Here is an 18,031-nt window from a genome sequence, read left to right as displayed (position 1 = left end):
TTGGCCGGTTCCCGTCCCAAGCCTCATTCAGTGATCTCAGTTGTCCCCCCAGCCGTTAAAAAACTGTTGAATGTCCAACGTGCTCCGCGCAGAAGCTGACCAAAGTGACGCCTTAAGCGCCTGTCCGCCAATATACAACAACTATTCAGGAGTATACTTATTATACCCCGTTTGCTCCAAATCTACTTTAAAATATACTTTATGATATACTCCATTTTAGCTATCATACGTGGGAAAGCAGTGCTAGCGTTTGTGTGGGCTGATCAGCATTCTAGTGAGCATGATTGGAGAACGCGATGAACGGATTCGGTGCACTACGGCTCATAACTCGCAACGCAACTGGTGCTTTCTCCGGCGAGAAGCTCGCGGTTTTCGGTGGGAAGCCTGTGGTCCCCCAGGGACGTGTTACACCTTGGCCCGCCGCGGAGAAGAGACACTCGGATGCCCTGCGTGGAGTCGTGGACGGTGGAAAGTATCACCGCGTTAATCATCCAATTGTGAGCGGTTTGGAGCAAAGCCTTGCAAGATGGACTGGGAAGTGGCAAGTGCGCGCTGTCGGCAGCGGAACGGCGGCCATTCACATCGAACTCGACTACGTCAAAGAGCGAGGCGAGCAAGTTGTTACCGCGGCACTGAATTGGCCAGGAGCGGTAGGGCCAATTAAAATCACTGGTCTCCAACCCGTCTTCGTTGATGTCGACATGAACTTGGCCGGGATTGATCAGCGCGCGGCCGCTGAAAGGTTCAACCCTAACGTTGCTGCAGTTTTAGTCACTCATCTTTTCGGAAACAATGTTCTCGTCCCCGACGCGAGGGTTGCAGCGCGAGCTCAAGGCATTGCTGTGATCGACGACATCTGCCAATCGATCGGCGCCGCGAAAGCAATCGTCGGCGGTGCGCATCTTGATGCAGACGCGCTCGCTCTATCCGGAAACGGCGCCAAGCACCTTGGCGCCGGCGAACTGGGATTTGTCATTACGGAAGACGCCAACTTGATTGCACATGTTGATCGCGTATCGCTGTCCAGCTCGTCTCGGAGTGGAGCGCGAATATTCTCGCCCTATTCCCAAGGGTACAACTACAGGCCCAACGTATTCTCGTCATCTATAGCGAACTTGCGGGTCACTGAGATGGATAAGCAACTGCAAATCCGAAGAGACAATAGCAAGCTTTTATGGGAGATGATCAGCGAGCTTGTGGGTATATTTCCTCTATTCAACCCATCTGACTGCGACCATTCGATGCTCAACTTTCCCCTCCGGATCGAACCTGCGGCACTTGGCTTCGCGCCAGGCCCGGCTGCAAGGGATTTCGTGGTCAAATCGCTGCAGGCCGAAGGCGTGCCTATCTGTGTTTGGCTCACGAAGCCGGTATTCGAATATCTTCCGGACATTTGCGACAACTGGAACGCCGCCGATTTTCCAAATACAGTGAAACTCTTGGATACGATGTTTTACGTCTCCGAGATTGCGCCGCCCAACGACGGCGAATTGATGCGGCTTTATGCAGAGGCGTTTCACAAGGTTTGGAATGCTCTTCATAAGCAAGGTCCGAAGATCGCCGCAGGAGCAATTGCCGGCTGAGCACCACGCGCGAATTTCCCCGTGCCGCAATGGCCGATTGGATTCAATCATACCCTGCTAAATGCCTGGAAGATTGAAAGTGGCACGGGGACAAAACTCAGAGTCATTCTATGGTGAGGACTACTTATGTCTTTTTCAAAAAGTCCGGAATTGCTGATCTTCGACTGCGATGGGGTTCTCGTCGATAGCGAGCTGATTGCAACTGCGGTGCACATCGAAGCTTTGGCGAAATGCGGCTACATCATATCGGCTGAAGAGTATAACGATCGCTTCATAGGAATGACTGACCAGCAAAGTTATTCCGTCATAGAATCCGAGGGCGGCTTACGCCTACCGGAGGATCATCATGAATGTGTGGTGGCCGAACTTGCAAAACGATATCCTCGCGATCTGCGTGCAACCAACGGCGTTCAGCAAACCTTGGAGGTTATCGATCTAAAGAAGTGCGTGGCGTCGAACAGTGATGATGCAAAGCTCTCCTTGGCGCTTAAAGTCACAGAGCTGCATGATTACTTTTGGCCCCATGTCTTCAGCGCTTCGCAAGTTGCGCGTGGTAAGCCTGCGCCGGATCTGTTTCTGTTTGCAGCAGAGAATATGAACACCCCGGCTAGCAGTTGTCTCGTTATCGAAGACAGCGTTGCTGGAACTCAGGCGGCGGTGGCAGCCGGAATGATGGTGATTGGCTTCGTAGGTGGTTCGCATTGCCTTCCTGGGCATGGAGACAAACTGATGGAGGCAGGTGCCACAAAGCTGTTCAGCCGCATGACGGCGTTGCCACAAATCTTAGCAGGTTTGTGATCACGCAGTTGCGCCTGGCGAACGGTCTTGAATCGCGGCGTCACTGTGCAGGATATATCGTGAGGTCCGATAACTCAGTTAGTGCACGGGCTTCACCTCAAATTGCGCGATCCTCGCCCGTTGCTCGGCCCGCCAAAAAATGGAGACACTATGACCGAGAAACCAATGGTAGCTGGAGCTCCGCTCACCATCGAGTACCTGGAAAAATATCCGAATTTCATTTCCATTTGCGCAAGTTGGACTTTCGGACAATGGGGTTGTCAATCAAATGGTTCGTACGAGCGAACGCGAGGCGAGTTTGAAGCGGCAACGAAAAGCTCGATGCCGCTAACACTTGTCGCCATTGAAAACGCATTGCCTGTAGGAATGGTCACTTTGGCAGCTCGTGATTTCGATGGAAAGCCTCATCTATCCCCGTGGCTTAAGTCGCTTTTTGTCCATCCATTTCACCGCAAGAAAGGAATAGCCACTTTGCTGATCGAGCGGCTGGAGCACGAAGCATTGCGACTCGGTTTTAAAAGTCTGTACCTGATAACAGAGGACGCGCGACTTCTCTACGAGAAGAGCGGCTGGCGGGCAATTGATCACGTCCAAACATCGTATGGCGAAGCAGCGTTAATGGAGAAAGCCCTGCTTCCTCTCAGCTGACGCTACGCTAGAACGGAAATAATTGCGCCGGAGCTCCAAGCTGCTTTCATGACAGCTCTCTCAACGCTTGAGCACGCGATGTCGCAATGCGGTAACGCAACGCCTTGGGTGGACACTTTATGGATCATCTTGCATGTCGAACAGCGTGTTATTGCTGGTACAACGCAAGGATTGAACGTGGACCGGCTGAAAACTTCCTCGCGCTGCGACGGCATCCTCCAGAATTTCGTCCCCACCCCAATCCTTAGCCACTGCTGTGATAGGCTGTTGCAAAGGCCGCACGAACAAACCGTACAACCTAGCGAGCTACCTGAAATACTCATCGAAAGGTTCTGAATCTTTATGGACACCAGCAACAATGTGGCATCAGTACTTCTGAATTTTTGCTCCTCGCGTGTCGGTTACCTCGGCCGCCGACGTGATCTGCGTGCATCGCTCACCCTAACTTCTCTTCTTGCTGTCGGACTTCCATACTACGCCGCAGCAGAGGCGCTACTTCCGGTAAAGCCATCGCCATACCTTGTAAGTGCGATTACAAGAAACATGTTTAAGCTGCCGAAACCCGACGACGACTTGGTCCTGCTATCTGCGCACCGCGGATCTTGGGAGATCTTTCCTGAGAATTCAGCCTATGCCTTGCAAGACGCCTGGAATTCGCAGATTGAGAGCGTGGAGGTCGATGCCCGCTTCACCGCAGACAAAGAAGTCGTTCTATCTCACGACTACAGGATTGAGCGCGAGTCAACTGGAAGCGGCCTATTATATAATCAGAACTTTTCGCAGCTACGACGGGCCGATCTACGGGACCGGCATGGCCGCGTTTTTACGGATTCACGAGGGCGAAAGGCGAAGTTCCTAACGTTCTCCGCCGCGCTCGATCTACTCGCCGAATATGTTTCCGGTGATGGTCATGGGTACGTGATGATCGTCGATATCAAGGCGGCAGTCGATGATCAGGACCCTACTGATCCCATCGAACTTATGCAACGCTGCCTTGACATTCTCGCGAGCAAGGGAAATGCGAAGCTCGGCAAAGCCGTTGTATTCAAGCTCAAAGCAAAGGATGCGGTGGATGTCGGCACGATTCTAAATCGGACTACCTACGACCCCAACCTCATTGGCGGGCTAATTGTCGTCGAAAACCCGGACGACGAGAATGTGAAGGATTCCAACTATGATCCCCACGAGGATCCAATCTACGATCAATGGAATGTGGCGCCGTTCTCCATTCAGTTTGAAATGAACCAATTCTATAAAGGTGACGGTCTGCAGGCATATTTCGACTATATCGACCAGCAGCAGGGCTTCGCCACCTATCATGAAAGTAACTACTTTCCAGAGGGCGTCGCCAACAGCGCCGGAAAATGCTGCTTCGGGCACAACACGGATCCGAAGTCGACCGCTCAACGAGGGATCGTACCAGATTACCGAGGAGATCCTGAGATGGCGGTCGTCAATCGTACCAATCTTATCACCACTGATTGGCCCGACGTAGTCGGCGATATGTTGCGCCAGATAGGGCGCCGCAACACCTCCGAGCTCACTCGCTAGAGCAAGACCTCCGCTTTCAAAAAGGTAAAACTTTGATGAATAATGGAATAAAAATCTTCCTATTGTTTTCCACGCTGGGCTGTCTTGTCGCTGGCGAAGGGCAAGGGGCATCATGCACCAATGAAGCCACTTGTCTTAGGAGCGCGTCGGACAAAGTATCTCAGACGCTCACACCAAAGGTAGTGCCAATTTTCGGAGAATTTCCAAAGCTGTACATACACGACTCGGCGGCAGAAGCGGATTATCCGGTGCCCGAAGATACGAGGCAGGCATTTGACTTCTATACCAACAAGACTTCCTTCAACCTTCCACCGCACGCGTCAATCGAGACTAGTCAAAGCGCGTCGATCAGACCAGACAGGGGCTTCACTGTCCTTTTGGTCGAAAAGACCCGTGAAAATACCGTCCCTGATGGCGGCAGCGCCTTATCGCTTCTAAGTTCTAATTCGAACGATGCTTACCTATCATTCGCGTTGGGAGCGACACCCAATCCGAACGGTCAGAAGTGGTCTTTCGCGAAAAGCCTGCTTCAAAGCAACATGGCGTCTATTGCATGGTGGCAGAAGCCCTGGGATATGAACGTCGTGGGGCCAACAGGGGCATTCTCCGGCACAGAGTGGATTTACTATACCTTTACTCCAGATGGCAAAGTTCGCATCGACCGTTTTGCGCCATATACCTATTTCCTAGCGTTTACAGCTTACCAATGGGATGAGGCAGTGCTCGACAGTGGGTTCCCGCATTCTCCTTTCAGCTCTGGTACGCCAAGCGATCGTCCGAAATCCGTCATTTTCGGATCGGTTGGCCCATGGGTTATTGGCGCTGCAGTAGTGCCCGGTCAGATATCGCCCATGATTGAGCCAATTGAGGCGCTTCCGGGCTTTGAGGGAGTGACGATCTTCTCGACCCCGTTGTCGATGAAAGAAGTCGTAGCGTATCAAAATTCCCTGAAGAGGAGCGACTTTCTCGACGTCAATATGCTACCCTGCAACAGCGGCCAGTACCTTTCCGGAGAGATAAGGACTCCCTGCGGCACGGCTCGTCCTGGCAATCCTCCGTCGAATGTAAAGTCGGTGGCTGGTGATGGGGTCCTCACCAATATGGAACGCTATGAATAGCGATGTTGAGCGACTCTCATTGTTCCGACGGCGATTACACGGCATCAGTTTCAGCGATCGGATGCTGCAACCCCGGCCGCTTGCGAACCGAATGTCTGAGCCAGATCGGGCAAAGATGGTGACAAGTCAAGCTGTGAAGTCGCCGCGCTAAGATATTCTAGAACCACAGCAGGATGTCTTCAATTTCTTGAGCATTGCAGCAGTGAGATTTTCTCCGGCGCGGCCCCAGGTGTTTGGCATACGATCACTCAAAATCGTGTCGACTGCGAGATCAGTTTTGCGAAATGCCATCTGAGGCCGATAAGCGACTTAAGCGTAGGTTCTCGTCTGACCCTTATTCATCTTTGGCCCAGCCGTTGGTGTCGGCCGTCTTCGCGAGGAGGAATGCATAATCCCTGCTGATCTCGTCGAGGTTTTTCACTAACTCGCTGTCCGGCCCACCGAGCAAGGTTTGATAGTCCTCGCCTCTTGTTAGCCTCGGCGATAGCGCTGTGACCACTTCACCACAGAGGAAACGGCTATGTCGAACCGCTCCGCCACCACCCGACAGTTCTGACCGGCCGCAACTGCAGCCACTACGCGTTCACGAAGATCATTCGAATAAGGTCGCGTCATGGATGCTGACCTCCGTTCCAGCATCCATCATGAATCACAATTCCGCTGATTTGGGAATCCCGACCAGATTCCGATAAGCCATGAACCACTCTAGATGTGACTGTCATGGAAGCGTTCCTGTTAAATTCCAGACCGTCCCGCTGTCCATGCTTTGATTGAGCACCGAGATGCTGCCGTTAGCCGCTCCCCTTTGATTGGCAGGATCCGTCGTCTGTTGCACGGAATTGAAGATCATTGCAGCAGCGACCGTACCTCCACCCATCTGGACTTGGATGTTCGCATCACCCGCCGCGGTTCGTCCCTGCATGTCTAAGCGGGCAACGCCCACGGTATGCAATGTGCCATCCCCACGTCCTAGATCGGCGAAAGTGATTTGTGCAATGACAGCCTTACAGTCATTCCGCTGCCCACTGTTCGGGATAGTTTTTCCCCCGGATTGCGTTGTTGGTGTTCGTCTTGATCAACAGCAGGATGAAACTCCTTCGTGCCGTTGATGATGTATGACTGCTGGGTGACGTCTTTCCCCGGATCGCCAACGAAACGCTTAGGTTCAGTTTTGGACATCTTTAATCTCCAGATTGCCTCGAGCTCAGAAAGTCTTGGCCGTGCATGAAGCATGATACGTCTTCGGCGCCGCTCCCAGATCGACATCCTCGTCGCGGATGCCGGCGAGCACGTCCACTCCCTTTTGGAACTTGACGACATTCTCGGCGATTTGCCAGTTCCGCAACTTCCCGCCATGGTTTGTGCCCTTTTATGTGTTCGAAGAAATGCGGTTATCCCGCAACGCGGATGCGGCGGCCGTTCCGCTGCCTCGCAATAGCTCTCAAGATTCGTGCCAGGCAGGCCGATTGAGCTGACGAACAATTATCGCTGTTATCTCAAAAAGGTGGGCGGAAAATGCGGGATCGGGCGAAGAGGAATGTGTGTCGCGGAGCCGACAAAGGTGACGATGATGTCGTAAGTTGGACGTAAACGGTGTTCCTAGGCAACGTCTTCGAGCGATTGGTTCACAGACTACAAACATCGTCGTGTGAAGTTTCACGTGGGAGGAGAACATCGATTACACCTCTGCCAATCATTCCCAACAAAGTGTGCGGTCGCATGCCGAAGAAAGAAACCCTTGGTTTTGGCTTGCCAAGGAATACGGCTGCACGGCTCAATCCGTCTCGGAAGCTTGCGTCATCGAGTCCGCTATAAGGCTTTCCTTCGCAATTCTTTTATTAAGGAAGATCTGCTCGTCACCCAACAGGGCATATCCGCCGCCCAAGCCTTTTCTCGTTGCGTCCGCTGCCTCGAAAAATCTTTGTGCGACGGTGGCGTTAAGGCTGCCCTGCGGAAACCGCACGACAAAAAAGCCTGTCTTCCCTGTCGTGTTGTTTATGCGAGGATATTGGTGGAAGACGTAGCCTAGGGAGCCGGCAAGTCAACCCGCTGCGGCGTCATCGAGATCACCCTCGGTCTGAAGCGATGCATTGGATTGAGGATATACCCGCCTGGCGTAACCTCTGTCCTCAAGCTCGCAGCGTCGATCCCGTTGGCTGTTATGATTTTTGGCACAATGTCTTTTGAAACTTCGGCTGAAAACGTCGTTCGATCAACATAGCTGGCCTGGGCAAGCCGCGGCAAATGGAAACCTGCGGAGCGCGTTGCCGATACGACACAGGCACCTTTCGCTTTGCCAGCGCTGTATTCTGGAATGCTGAAGGGATGGCGGCAGCCTCCTTTATTTGGCAAAATAATTAAATGCTGGTAGGTGATCCGACATCGAGCTTTTGAATTGCCCGCAGCAGCCGCAGATATGCGCGGCACTCGACAAAATTCTTCAGGCTCGTTGATTGGGATCATTCGCCGAGATGACGGTATGCGATGTCACAAACTTTTCGCAGGCGCCGGAAAACCTGTTAATCCACGTTCGTTTACCTCTTGTACAATCCTTGAGACATCACCCTGTTCTAGATCGAGGTGGTTCATCAACGCGGACTCCACCAGGGTCGTTGCCGTGCCAAGTTCAGACATTGCGGCAATTAGCTTCCCGAGGCTTTCAACAAACGCGGGCCGAAGTTCCGACGCAGTTATTTCCATTCGTAAAGGGTGAGTGCAAAAACAGAATCGTTGGACGATTTTGCAAGCCTCGCAATTCGATGCTTCTTGGGCGATTTTAGTGAATATCGCTTCTGCCCTTAAGGCAAGTTCGTCAGGGGACAATTTATCCGTCACGGTCCAACTGTCTGGGACCTGCGGCCGCATTCGATTTAATGCCGAGATCAGGGTCTCACGTCCGACAACATAGACATCTAACAGAGCTCTTTCCGACATTGGCCTCGTGAAAAAGCCTCTTTGAGGGATGTATTGGATCTTGCCTTCAGCTGCAAGCCGCTGAAGCGCTTCGCGAACTGGCGTTCGACCAAGACCGAGCTTAGACGCTAGATCCTGTTCCCTGAGATGTTGCCCCGGCACACGACCGTAGCTGTGGAGAATTCGTCGGATAGCATAGTAGGCAATATCGGCCTTTGCAGGTTCTGGTTCAGTAGAAAAAATTGAGTCAGCCCCACGACCTTGGGGCGCGTTCTTGCAACACCGCATTTGATAGTTTTCCTCTGTCGATATCCTTCAAGGACCCTACAGGAGCTTCTTGCATTGAGACCGGACGGTCGCTTCGAATTGAAGGCTGAATTAGTCGGCCCTTCCAATACCGGCAATGCCTTTCGCGCCCGAACCAGATTCGGCATCGACACCTGCTTTACAGCTGTGGCCGTAATTGGCAGCTATCGCATCCTGCCACAAGTTTCAAAAGGCCGCGTCGGGATGGCGCGCGCTAATCCAATGTCTACCGCCGGTCGTATTTCGTAAGCGGCCGGCTTTAAGAAAACCGTCTTCGCAAGGCCTGCATGTGCCATCAATGTAGTGGCAGTTTTCGAAATCAACATGCTCATAATAGCTCTTTGGTGGACGCGTGTATCCGCGGTTCGCGAAAGCCTTGACTTGTCCATCAGTAGCGATGGTTTCGCCGTTGTCAGAATCACTGCCAGCGCAATCAAAAACACGTTCAGATTTTGAAAGAGACCATGTGATCTGACCCATTCCCTCCGGTTCGTGCTTGGTGGCGAGAAGTGCTTTGGGTAGGCCCATGCCGGTCACAACGGGACGGTTAACATATCTTCCGCTATCAGCGACTTCGCGAAGCGCATCCAAATGGTCGTTCCGTGCGGGCGGCCAGCGAATAGCACGCCTTGCAGCAACTACACGTTCGCGATCGAGGAAGGCGAGCCTCATTTCCGGGCTATCACACCTGGCTTTGTTTGGATGCATTTTGTCACGTCGGTTCATCTAACCCTCCCGTCGCTGGCCAGAGGCAGCCCTCTGTCGCGTGTTGAGCAGGTCTAGACGGCGCTCCGCCATAGATCAATATATAGCAATAATATATTTTTTTATATATTTAGAATCCCGCACCAATGTACGTTTAATACCTTATGATGCGACCATAGAGCTCGCCATCGTATAGTATTTAGCATGCAAATTGAAGGTTTACTTGAGTCCGCGAATGTTCAGGCTGACAATCTCCGTTGATGACGGCCAATGGTCGAAGTGGTCATTTACGGCTATGACTCTCTCAAGCAGCCCGAAAAGGTCGCCTCTATCTGCCAACTCCGAAATGTTGGTCGGATTGAGTATTTCGTCACCATAACGACGGTCGCCAGTGATTTGATTTTATTGGCTGAATCGGCGTTTCGACGAAGTAACTTCCTTCACGCTTGTATTGAATGTCGAACATAGATCGCTGACAAGAGAACGCGTGGGAAGAACACCGCTTACGCCGAAGTCGGTTTACTCGGGCCACCATTATATTCGGCCGGCACAAAAGCGTTCTCGGCAGGTTGGAAACGATGACATCCTGGCCCCCCTTGCGGTAGATCCGAGTAGTTTCTCTGGGTGGGCGACACCCCGCAAAGCAAAAACGAACCGCATTCCTATCGCGCCAGTCACCGGCGCTCGCTCCCCGGGACATTGATACTTTTATCCTCGCGACACAGGCGGTCCCATAGCCACAACAGGTGGCTGCCGTCGAAATAAGTTCGACGACAACCACGTTGCCTTGGGAGGCGAGAGGTTTTCCCGAGAATCCGGTCTTCCGGATGAGGCAGCAAGGCAAGCTACGATTCGCACATTCGACGAACGGTGAGGGCTCTTGCACATGGTTTTCTCAATCGAGTCACAAACGAAATGCACCTAGAGATGACTAGGGGACGACGGATGGCCATTAAGACGATACCTCCGCATTCCAAAATAAGTTTCGCCAATGGTTGACGCGGACAGGTGCTGCGACAACTGCTGATCTACCCGCATAATCGCGACCATCGCCTGGGCCCCTCAATGGGTGGTGTTTTTCGTGCGTGGGCTGGTGTGACGGCGGGCTACAGCTTCGGTTCCACCCGATCGTAAATTTCGCAGGAAGCTCTTGTCCTGTCGATGTGGCAGACCGGAGTGCTCCGTGGATACCCATCCCAATATCACAGTGGGCTCCGGATCAAGGATCAACGTCAATTTGAACCGTGTGCACCGCATTTCTCGCGTCAGTCAGCGGCTGTCCCTCCCCAAATTCATCCGTGCACCGACATAGCAAGATATTCTGGCCAGATGTAGGGGTCCACGGCAAGTCGAACCGCTGCCAACTTCTTCCCTCGCGCGGCCCTACTGAGGCAGTCTGCCATGAGCCTCCACCGTCCACGCTGACCTCGACGCTGGAGATCTGATGATCTCCCCAAGCCCAGCCCCATATTTTCGTTGGGATATCCGCTGACAGCAGATCTCTTGGCGACGGCGATACGATAACGGACTCCGGGGCGACGCCCCAAACCGGCTTCATCCCCGACGCCGTAGGGTCATTGTAGAAGCGCGTCGTATAGGCGCCGCTTGCGCGCCGATCCGCAGCCGTGATCGAACCAACCCATTTTACGGAGTTTGTGCCATACCAACCTGGCACGACCAGTCGGACCGGTCCTCCGCGTTCTGGAGTGAGTGGCCGACCGTTGATCTCAAGTGCGAGGATAACTTCTTCTGCAAGTGCTTTGCCGATCGGCAGGTCTTTTTGAAAGGCCTCTTCAACATCTGCGTATTCGCCCCACTCGAGGCCGGAAGTCCAGATGTAGGACGCATGACTGCTGATCTTTGCGCGTTCCAGAACAAGCGACAGCGGCACACCTTTCCAAACTACATTTCCGACCCTGCGTTTAGCCACTGTCGGTGCAAGCGGACTTCCAGCGCATTCGTGAAACGACATGTACTCTCGCTGTGGCATCGCTTGAAGGTCAGACAGATGCAATCTCGTCGGGTTACCCACGAGGCCATCAACATCCAAATGCCAATGCTCGGGGTCGATCTCCAGGAACCCCATATGCGTGACTAGAAAAAGATCATCTTCAGGGGTGATCCACGAGTTGAGGGCATGAACGCCGTCGGTCGGGCCTTGAAAGGAAAAGCCCTTCTTCGTCATGCGCATAGCGGTCCGCGTCATCACCTTACTCCGGCAAGGCCAGTGCCTCAGGGCCTCTTCGAGGCTCCTCGGTGCTACCTTCGACAAATCTGATCGGCTTTCGGCGCGTTCGGTTTACGACAACGTCGAAAATATCGAAGCGGTTGTAACCAGCAGCGACGTCGTGAAAGCGCTTCTGTTCAACACAGTCGTCGAGATCGATATGGGCATAGCCGATACCTTCCTCGATCATTTCATCGCCCATTGGCGCTCCAGTTGGCCCCAGGAAAAAGCTACTGGCCCGCGGACTGGCATCTATGGTCGCTGCGATGGCAGGATCATCTGACGCAATCGACTCGCGTGCGCTTTCATCAAGGCGACCAGCGACAACAATTCCGAAGCACTTGGCCTCGAAGCAATGCGCCGAGGCACGAATGCGGTTGGCCGCTCGGTTGTCGTAGTTGTCGCTTTCTGTCGGGACGCGAGTGGGCCAGATCGGCGGATAGCTGCTGATGTGGACTTGCTCGCCCTGCGTCATCAGACTGTAGCGCGCGAGCGGATTGGTATTCTCTCCGCAAATCAGACCGCCAATACGACCAATCCTCGTGCTTGCAACGACCAATCCTGCGCCATCGCCTGGATCCCAGACCAGTTTTTCAAAGAAGGTCGCGACCAGTTTTCGATGGTGGATCAGAATTTGTCCGGTATCGGAAATCAAGATATTACTATTCCACAACCCTCCGACACTTGCCGGGTTGCGCTCGGAAAAACCGATTGAAACGAAAACACCGTTATCGGAGGCTGCCTTTCGCACACGCTCAATTTCCGGGCCGTCTATGTACACCGAAGCTCTCAAAAAGCGTTTGAAATGTTGGTGCGATTGAATGGGCGGGTAAAGTGCTGCCCAGACGGGGAAACCGGGAAGAAAGCTCTCCGAAAATACGACGAGCGATGCGCCGTTTCGGGCAGCCTCTGCTATCACCGAGCAAGCTTTTTCCGCGCTCGCCCCAGGATCGAGATAGACGGGGGCAATATGAGCAGCCGAGGCCCAGAATTTCATGTTTCCCATCGACATTCCTCTACTGATTAAGGCTCGCCATTAGCAATCTCGACAAGCTCGGCGAGTCAGGCTCAAGAATGTCGTTTCGCTGTTAGACCGATTTCAATGCGTGCTCCAAGCGGCAGGCTCGCACAGCCGATTGTGGTTCGGGCCGGGTAGGGTAGGGTGGTGAAAAACGTGTGGCGTAAATCTCATTCATCTGACCAAAGTCGCTCATGTCGGTGAGATAGACGTTGACGGATATGACATCATCCGATCCCAGGCCTGCTGCCTCAAGGACTTGAAACAGATTATCGAAACACTGGCGTGTCTGGTCGGCTACATTTCCGTCGACAAGTTTGCCGGTGCCGGGGTCTAGCGGTGTCTGGCCGGAGCAGAACAGAAGATCGCCGGCCCATGCCGCGTGCGAATACGGTCCCACTGCCGCAGCGTTTGAAGCATTCACAGTTCGTCTGGACATGCGTTCTCCCAAGGTAGGTCAAGTAGTGCGACCTGCTGGCGATCAGCGTTTCCGCAAGATATTTTACTTCACTGCGCACCACACATACAGCGGCACAGCACGTTTGAGACTATCAAAACGAAATTGCAAGCCAACCCGAATAGGATGCACTACCCTGTGCAAAAATAGACGGAGGTAGCATGGCGACTGCAATCGATCATCTTGATTGGGACGATCTCAAACTCTTCCTTATCGTCGTCCGGTGCAAGAGCATGACCGGCGCCGCTCGCGAACTAAAAGTCAGCCACTCCACCGTATCTCGTCGACTTGCTCGCCTGGAATATACGGTTGGCAGTGCACTCGTCGAACGGACCAAAGATGGACTTCTCCTGACATCGGCCGGCCTAGTTACAATGCGGCGAGCGGAGGAAATCGAAAACGGCGTGAATGCTCTTCGCAGCGACGTAAGCAATCGTGACGAAATACGCGGCACAGTCAGATTGGCCACCATGGAAGGCATCGCAACGCTTTATCTCTCCGAGCGCCTCGTTGAACTCAGTAGCCGGTACCCTGATCTAGACCTCGAGCTTGTAACATCGCCGCAAACCGTTCGGGTCGCTCGCCGGGAAGCTGATTTATTCCTAAGCTTCTTCAAGCCCCATGGAACTTCTCTCGACAGTCAGCTGATCGGACGTTTCAAGACTGGGTTGTTCGCTTCGCAGGCTTATCTTGAGCGAAATGGCGTTCCCTCTCAGGCGGCGGACCTTAGCGAGCACCGCTTTGTTGGCTATATCGAGGAGCTGATTCAGCTCGAAAGCGTGCTCTGGCTAGAGGAACTCGTACCCACCCCAAAAATTGCGTTCAGCTCAAATAGCATGATGTCGCAGATGTTCGCGGCGTCTGCGGGCGCAGGAATTGTAGCCCTTCCCGAATTCGCACTCAGTCTAAACCTGGGTCTCGTTCCAGTGCTCGACGAGCTGAGCGGCGAGCGCGAGATCTGGATGTCTGCACATCAAGACCTAGCCTATCTTCCAAGAGTGAGAGCCGTAAAGCAATTCGTGAAAGAGCTGGTTCGTCGAGACGAACAACGCCTTCTGAGAAACTCACCTTGGTCTTCGTGAAGTTTCGCAAATCGGACTGCGCGGAGCGCTCTGGCCGGCTGAATTGGCGGACGCTTACGCCCCGTCGCTCAATTCTGCACATCGGGTTGCGAAGTTGTCAGCTTCCGTGACAGCGCCGATTGCGTCAACAAGATTGACGCTCGATCAAAGGAAGGAATCCCTCATGTCGCAAATCAGCCGCGACGCTCGCAAGACTTTGGACCTTCTTCGCTTGCGTGCTGATACCCCCGGCACAAAAAACAGAAACCACCTTAACAATGCTGGTGCTGCGCTGATGCCGAGCCCTGTTATTGAAGCGGTGGTTGGGTACCTAAGCCGGGAAGGGGAGATCGGCGGATACGAAGCCGCAGCTGAGGCCAACTCTCTACTGGAGGGGACATACGACAGCTTGGCCACCTTCGTAAACTGCGCCCGTGACGAGATTGCGATAGCTGAAAATGCGACGATCGCTTGGCAACGCGCCTTCTATTCCCTCGCTTTCGGACCTGGAGACCGGATCCTGACGGCAAGTGCCGAATTTGCAGCCAACTACATCGCCTTTCTGCAGGTTGCCAGGCGCACCGGTGTATCGATCGAAGTCATTCCGAATGACGCTTCTGGGGTCCTTGATCCGGACGCACTGGCGAAAATGATCGATGATCGCGTTCGGTTGATAGCGGTTACCTGGATCCCGACCAACGGCGGGCTTATCAATCCAGCAGCAGCGATCGGCCGAATAGCGCGCGAAAATGGCATTCTCTATCTGCTCGACGCATGCCAAGCTGCGGGTCAAATCCCGATCGATGTCAACGCGCTCGGGTGCGACATCCTGACTGCTACCGGCAGGAAGTTTCTCCGAGCCCCACGGGGAACGGGATTCATGTACATGCGCAAATCACTCCTGGATAAGATCGAGCCAGCCATGATCGACCTATATGGCGCGCCCTGGACTGGTCCGGATCGATACGAATTGCGACCTGATGCCAGGCGTTTTGAAACATGGGAGAAGAACTATTCGGTTCGTCTCGGCCTGCGGGCAGCAGTGGATTACGCGCTCGAAATAGGGCTCGAAAACATCGAAGCGCGCTGCAGTCACCTTTCTTCAAGGCTTCGGGAAGGTCTGAGGGGGATGCGTGCCGTATCCGTACATGATCTTGGGGCGCCGCTCGCGTCCATCATCTCATTCACCGTTAACGGCTGGGATTCGCCAGCCGTCATGGCCTACCTGGCTGGCAACGGAATCAACGTCTCGGTTTCCCCGCCCTCTAGTACACCCGTGGACGCCTATACGCGACAACTCCCGCCCGTGGTGCGAGCGTCGCCACATTATTACAATACCGAGGAAGAGATTGATGCGTTCCTGGAGGCGATTGCTGGTATTGCCTCATAGCAGATTTGCTCGCCTGACGAATGAGCGGATCTTTGCAAAAAGGCAAAGCAGTTGATGCGACCTTCCGTTCGCACGTGTTAAGCGGATCATGCCAACGCAACGCCGCCCTGACCTTCCATCAGAACGACAAGCTTCAAAACCGATGAAGATCGGCTCGACCCGAACACTGCGCGGTGTTCGTCGATGAACGAGATCATCGCTTCAATGGGCGGTCGAGCTCCGCCATCGCGAAAAATGCTGACGCTCTGCACAAAATCTCGTTGGCCAGCCGAAGCTCACGGTTCTCCGCTCCAGCGCCTTCATCCTTTCGGCGACGTCGCTTGGGAGCCCAAGTCGGGGACCATTGTCCACCCGGCCTTCTTCACCCCTCCCACTGAACGTCTGCGCAGTGCAGCCGATCTTGGCGGGGGCGCGGACTTCCGGTGAAAACTTGTTCGTTGTCTTGCTCATACCGGCTCCACTTTCTCAAAAGTTGGAGCGTCCGGCAATCATGCACGGTTCACATCAAACGGCTCCAGGCATTTAGGCGTTGCGTCATTTAAGCATCCGTTCCGTGGATGGATTTCATTCAAACTATCAATTTCACCAATATCATTGAATCACTTAGGAAGACTGACGTCGACAAATTCGAAGGCGGCAAAGGACGAGTCAAGGAGTGCAGGATGGCCCGGATTGGTTAGTATCGCCCACAGTGCTCCTCCATTTATAACGCGACGACATCGTGTCACGTTGCCCGGCCAACCCTGCTCAAGCGTGCTTGGATGAACAGCAGGAAGAAGCTCGCTGCAATGGGCTGGAATGCCAACTCAATGTCATACACCACGCTAAAAGCACTGAGATTCGCTACCACCGGGAAACGCGACGCTTTCATCGGAAGAGCATTAGATGATCGAATTCGGGCCGCAAAAATAGTCGTCCCGCTCAATCGGCTACAACTCTCGCATCCTATCAACCGCGTCAAACGAAGTGGAACCGATAGATCGCATCGAAAGCACGTCGCTAACATCACGCTTTAAGGCCAACACCCGGCCTGTCGGGCCTCGTTGTCATCGTTGCGCATTCCTCGACGAACGGCCGCGCGTGAGTTGGCGGACCAAGAAGTTTGTTTCTAACGGATGCGCCGCTGGCAGAATATTTGCGACCAATTGTGTCTTTCACCAAATCGCGAACTTTGGGTCGCTTCTCAAGCGTGCACGGAACTGGTGACTTCATTGGAAACGAGCGAATACAAACCAGTAGCCTGGAGTTGCCAGCGTAGATAAGTTTGAAAGGTACGCGATTGAAACACGTTCTTGTCGCCGATGACGACCTCGCCATGCGCAATCTTATTGTCGAGTATCTGACATTGCATGCCTTTAAGGTAACCGCAGTCAGCGATAGTGGGCAGCTGAAACGTGTGCTCGCATGTGAACCGGTTGACCTTGTGGTTCTTGATTTTAATCTGGGTCGTGAAGATGGATCGGACATCGTGCGTAATATGACGGTGAAATGGGATATCCCCATCATTGCCATTAGTGGCGACCGCCTTGAGGAGGCAGATCGAGTTGTTGCACTGGAGCTCGGCGCAACTGATTTCATTTCGAAGCCTTTTGGAATGCGCGAATTCTTAGCCCGTATCCGCGTAGCATTGCGCCGGCGGCCTATCAGCCCACGGGCAAAAGATCGACGTTCCTTTCATTTTTCCGGATGGACTTTGAACCTTAGGCAGCGTCAGTTAACCTCTGAAGAAAGCGATGAGGTCAAGTTGACGGCCGGTGAATTCAATCTTTTAGTAGCCTTTTTGGAAAGGCCACGTGACGTTATGACGAGAGAACAGCTTCTACTTGCGAGCCGTGTCCGGGGAGAAGAGGTGTATGACCGAAGCGTTGATGTCCTCATTTTGCGCGTGCGCCGAAAGCTTGAAGCAGATCCGGCCAACCCCCGTCTAATTAAAACAGCCCGGGGCGCAGGCTATTTTTTCGACGCTGACGTGGGCATATGGACCACATCAGCGTCTACGGTCCTGACAACGACAAGCGCCTGACCGGCAAGCATAACACGGCTTCGTGGAACAAGTTCTCCTACGGCGTTGCCGACCGAGGTGCTTCGATTCGCGTGCCACACTCCTTCTCAGGAAGCACTACAAGGGCTACCTCGAAGATCGCCGCCCGAACTCCCAGGCGCGCCCTACAAGCTCGCTTCGCAGATTCTGAAGACCATCTCGGAGAAATCCCCTCCGACTCCGCTTCGGCTGCATCCTAAGTTTTAATACGGCGC

At 53.6% G+C, this 18,031-nt stretch carries 14 protein-coding genes, 4 pseudogenes and 1 other annotated feature; of the genes and pseudogenes, 9 read left to right on the top strand and 9 right to left on the bottom strand.

Features of this window, described 5'->3' with window-relative positions:
* The first annotated feature begins 296 nt into the window (after positions 1 to 296).
* The 5 genes from J2J98_RS26930 to J2J98_RS26910 all read left to right on the top strand — a co-directional run bounded on the left by J2J98_RS26930 (position 297) and on the right by J2J98_RS26910 (position 5,698).
* Positions 297 to 1,583 carry a DegT/DnrJ/EryC1/StrS family aminotransferase gene (locus J2J98_RS26930; protein WP_207603796.1) on the top strand — a complete coding sequence of 429 codons (1,287 nt, stop codon included), beginning with the start codon at positions 297 to 299 and terminating at the stop codon, positions 1,581 to 1,583.
* Positions 1,584 to 1,709: 126 nt separating this feature from the next.
* Positions 1,710 to 2,381: an HAD family hydrolase gene (locus tag J2J98_RS26925; RefSeq protein WP_207603795.1), complete on the top strand. Its 672-nt coding sequence runs from the start codon at positions 1,710 to 1,712 to the stop codon at positions 2,379 to 2,381.
* A 150-nt stretch (positions 2,382 to 2,531) separates the two neighbouring features.
* Positions 2,532 to 3,029, top strand: coding sequence for a GNAT family N-acetyltransferase (locus tag J2J98_RS26920; RefSeq protein WP_246569462.1), 498 nt, complete (start codon positions 2,532 to 2,534; stop codon positions 3,027 to 3,029).
* 342 nt (positions 3,030 to 3,371) lie between these two features.
* The gene (locus tag J2J98_RS26915; protein ID WP_246569461.1) at positions 3,372 to 4,580 is read left to right on the top strand and encodes a glycerophosphodiester phosphodiesterase family protein; all 1,209 of its coding nucleotides are present in this window, start codon (positions 3,372 to 3,374) and stop codon (positions 4,578 to 4,580) included.
* Positions 4,581 to 4,615: 35 nt separating this feature from the next.
* Positions 4,616 to 5,698 carry a hypothetical protein gene (locus J2J98_RS26910; RefSeq protein ID WP_207603794.1) on the top strand — a complete coding sequence of 361 codons (1,083 nt, stop codon included), beginning with the start codon at positions 4,616 to 4,618 and terminating at the stop codon, positions 5,696 to 5,698.
* Between the two features lie 480 nt (positions 5,699 to 6,178).
* Here J2J98_RS26910 and J2J98_RS26905 read toward each other — a convergent pair.
* The 8 genes and pseudogenes from J2J98_RS26905 to J2J98_RS26870 form a co-directional block, all read right to left on the bottom strand.
* Positions 6,179 to 6,313, bottom strand: a pseudogene (locus tag J2J98_RS26905) (helix-turn-helix domain-containing protein); the annotation flags it as partial.
* Between the two features lie 354 nt (positions 6,314 to 6,667).
* The gene (locus tag J2J98_RS26900; RefSeq protein WP_207603793.1) at positions 6,668 to 6,877 is read right to left on the bottom strand and encodes a hypothetical protein; all 210 of its coding nucleotides are present in this window, start codon (positions 6,875 to 6,877) and stop codon (positions 6,668 to 6,670) included.
* Positions 6,878 to 6,902: 25 nt separating this feature from the next.
* The gene (locus tag J2J98_RS26895; RefSeq protein WP_207603792.1) at positions 6,903 to 7,043 is read right to left on the bottom strand and encodes a hypothetical protein; all 141 of its coding nucleotides are present in this window, start codon (positions 7,041 to 7,043) and stop codon (positions 6,903 to 6,905) included.
* Between the two features lie 1,142 nt (positions 7,044 to 8,185).
* Positions 8,186 to 8,899 (bottom strand): GntR family transcriptional regulator, encoded by a 714-nt coding sequence (locus tag J2J98_RS26890; RefSeq protein WP_207603791.1) that lies wholly within the window; start codon positions 8,897 to 8,899, stop codon positions 8,186 to 8,188.
* Positions 8,900 to 9,103: 204 nt separating this feature from the next.
* Complete coding sequence (locus J2J98_RS26885; protein WP_207603790.1) at positions 9,104 to 9,643, bottom strand: hypothetical protein; 540 nt, start codon at positions 9,641 to 9,643, stop codon at positions 9,104 to 9,106.
* Positions 9,644 to 10,841: 1,198 nt separating this feature from the next.
* The gene (locus tag J2J98_RS26880) at positions 10,842 to 11,828 is read right to left on the bottom strand and encodes a molybdopterin-dependent oxidoreductase (RefSeq protein WP_207603789.1); all 987 of its coding nucleotides are present in this window, start codon (positions 11,826 to 11,828) and stop codon (positions 10,842 to 10,844) included.
* A 4-nt stretch (positions 11,829 to 11,832) separates the two neighbouring features.
* Positions 11,833 to 12,855, bottom strand: coding sequence for a carbon-nitrogen hydrolase family protein (locus J2J98_RS26875; protein ID WP_207603788.1), 1,023 nt, complete (start codon positions 12,853 to 12,855; stop codon positions 11,833 to 11,835).
* Positions 12,856 to 12,917: 62 nt separating this feature from the next.
* Positions 12,918 to 13,306, bottom strand: a pseudogene (locus J2J98_RS26870) (RidA family protein).
* A gap of 179 nt (positions 13,307 to 13,485) precedes the next feature.
* Here J2J98_RS26870 and J2J98_RS26865 point away from each other — a divergent pair.
* The gene (locus J2J98_RS26865; protein WP_207603787.1) at positions 13,486 to 14,406 is read left to right on the top strand and encodes a LysR family transcriptional regulator; all 921 of its coding nucleotides are present in this window, start codon (positions 13,486 to 13,488) and stop codon (positions 14,404 to 14,406) included.
* 163 nt (positions 14,407 to 14,569) lie between these two features.
* Positions 14,570 to 15,775 (top strand): aminotransferase class V-fold PLP-dependent enzyme, encoded by a 1,206-nt coding sequence (locus J2J98_RS26860; protein WP_207603786.1) that lies wholly within the window; start codon positions 14,570 to 14,572, stop codon positions 15,773 to 15,775.
* Between the two features lie 124 nt (positions 15,776 to 15,899).
* Positions 15,900 to 16,014 (bottom strand) — a sequence feature (AL1L pseudoknot).
* Here J2J98_RS26860 and J2J98_RS26855 read toward each other — a convergent pair.
* Positions 15,934 to 16,225 (bottom strand): annotated as a pseudogene (locus tag J2J98_RS26855) (transposase); the annotation flags it as partial. It overlaps the preceding feature by 81 nt.
* A gap of 829 nt (positions 16,226 to 17,054) precedes the next feature.
* Between J2J98_RS26855 and virG the strand changes: the two are divergent.
* Both virG and J2J98_RS26845 read left to right on the top strand, forming a co-directional pair.
* On the top strand, positions 17,055 to 17,798 hold the full coding sequence (gene virG / locus J2J98_RS26850; RefSeq protein WP_207603785.1) for a two-component system response regulator VirG: 744 nt from the start codon (positions 17,055 to 17,057) through the stop codon (positions 17,796 to 17,798).
* Positions 17,753 to 18,016: pseudogene (locus tag J2J98_RS26845) on the top strand (glutamine synthetase); the annotation flags it as partial. The gene virG and the pseudogene J2J98_RS26845, both read left to right, overlap by 46 nt.
* Positions 18,017 to 18,031: the final 15 nt, after the last annotated feature.

Source organism: Rhizobium bangladeshense, from assembly GCF_017357245.1.
Lineage (GTDB): Bacteria > Pseudomonadota > Alphaproteobacteria > Rhizobiales > Rhizobiaceae > Rhizobium > Rhizobium bangladeshense.
Note: the sequence above shows the minus strand (reverse complement) of the source record. Positions and strands in the feature narration are given on the sequence as shown.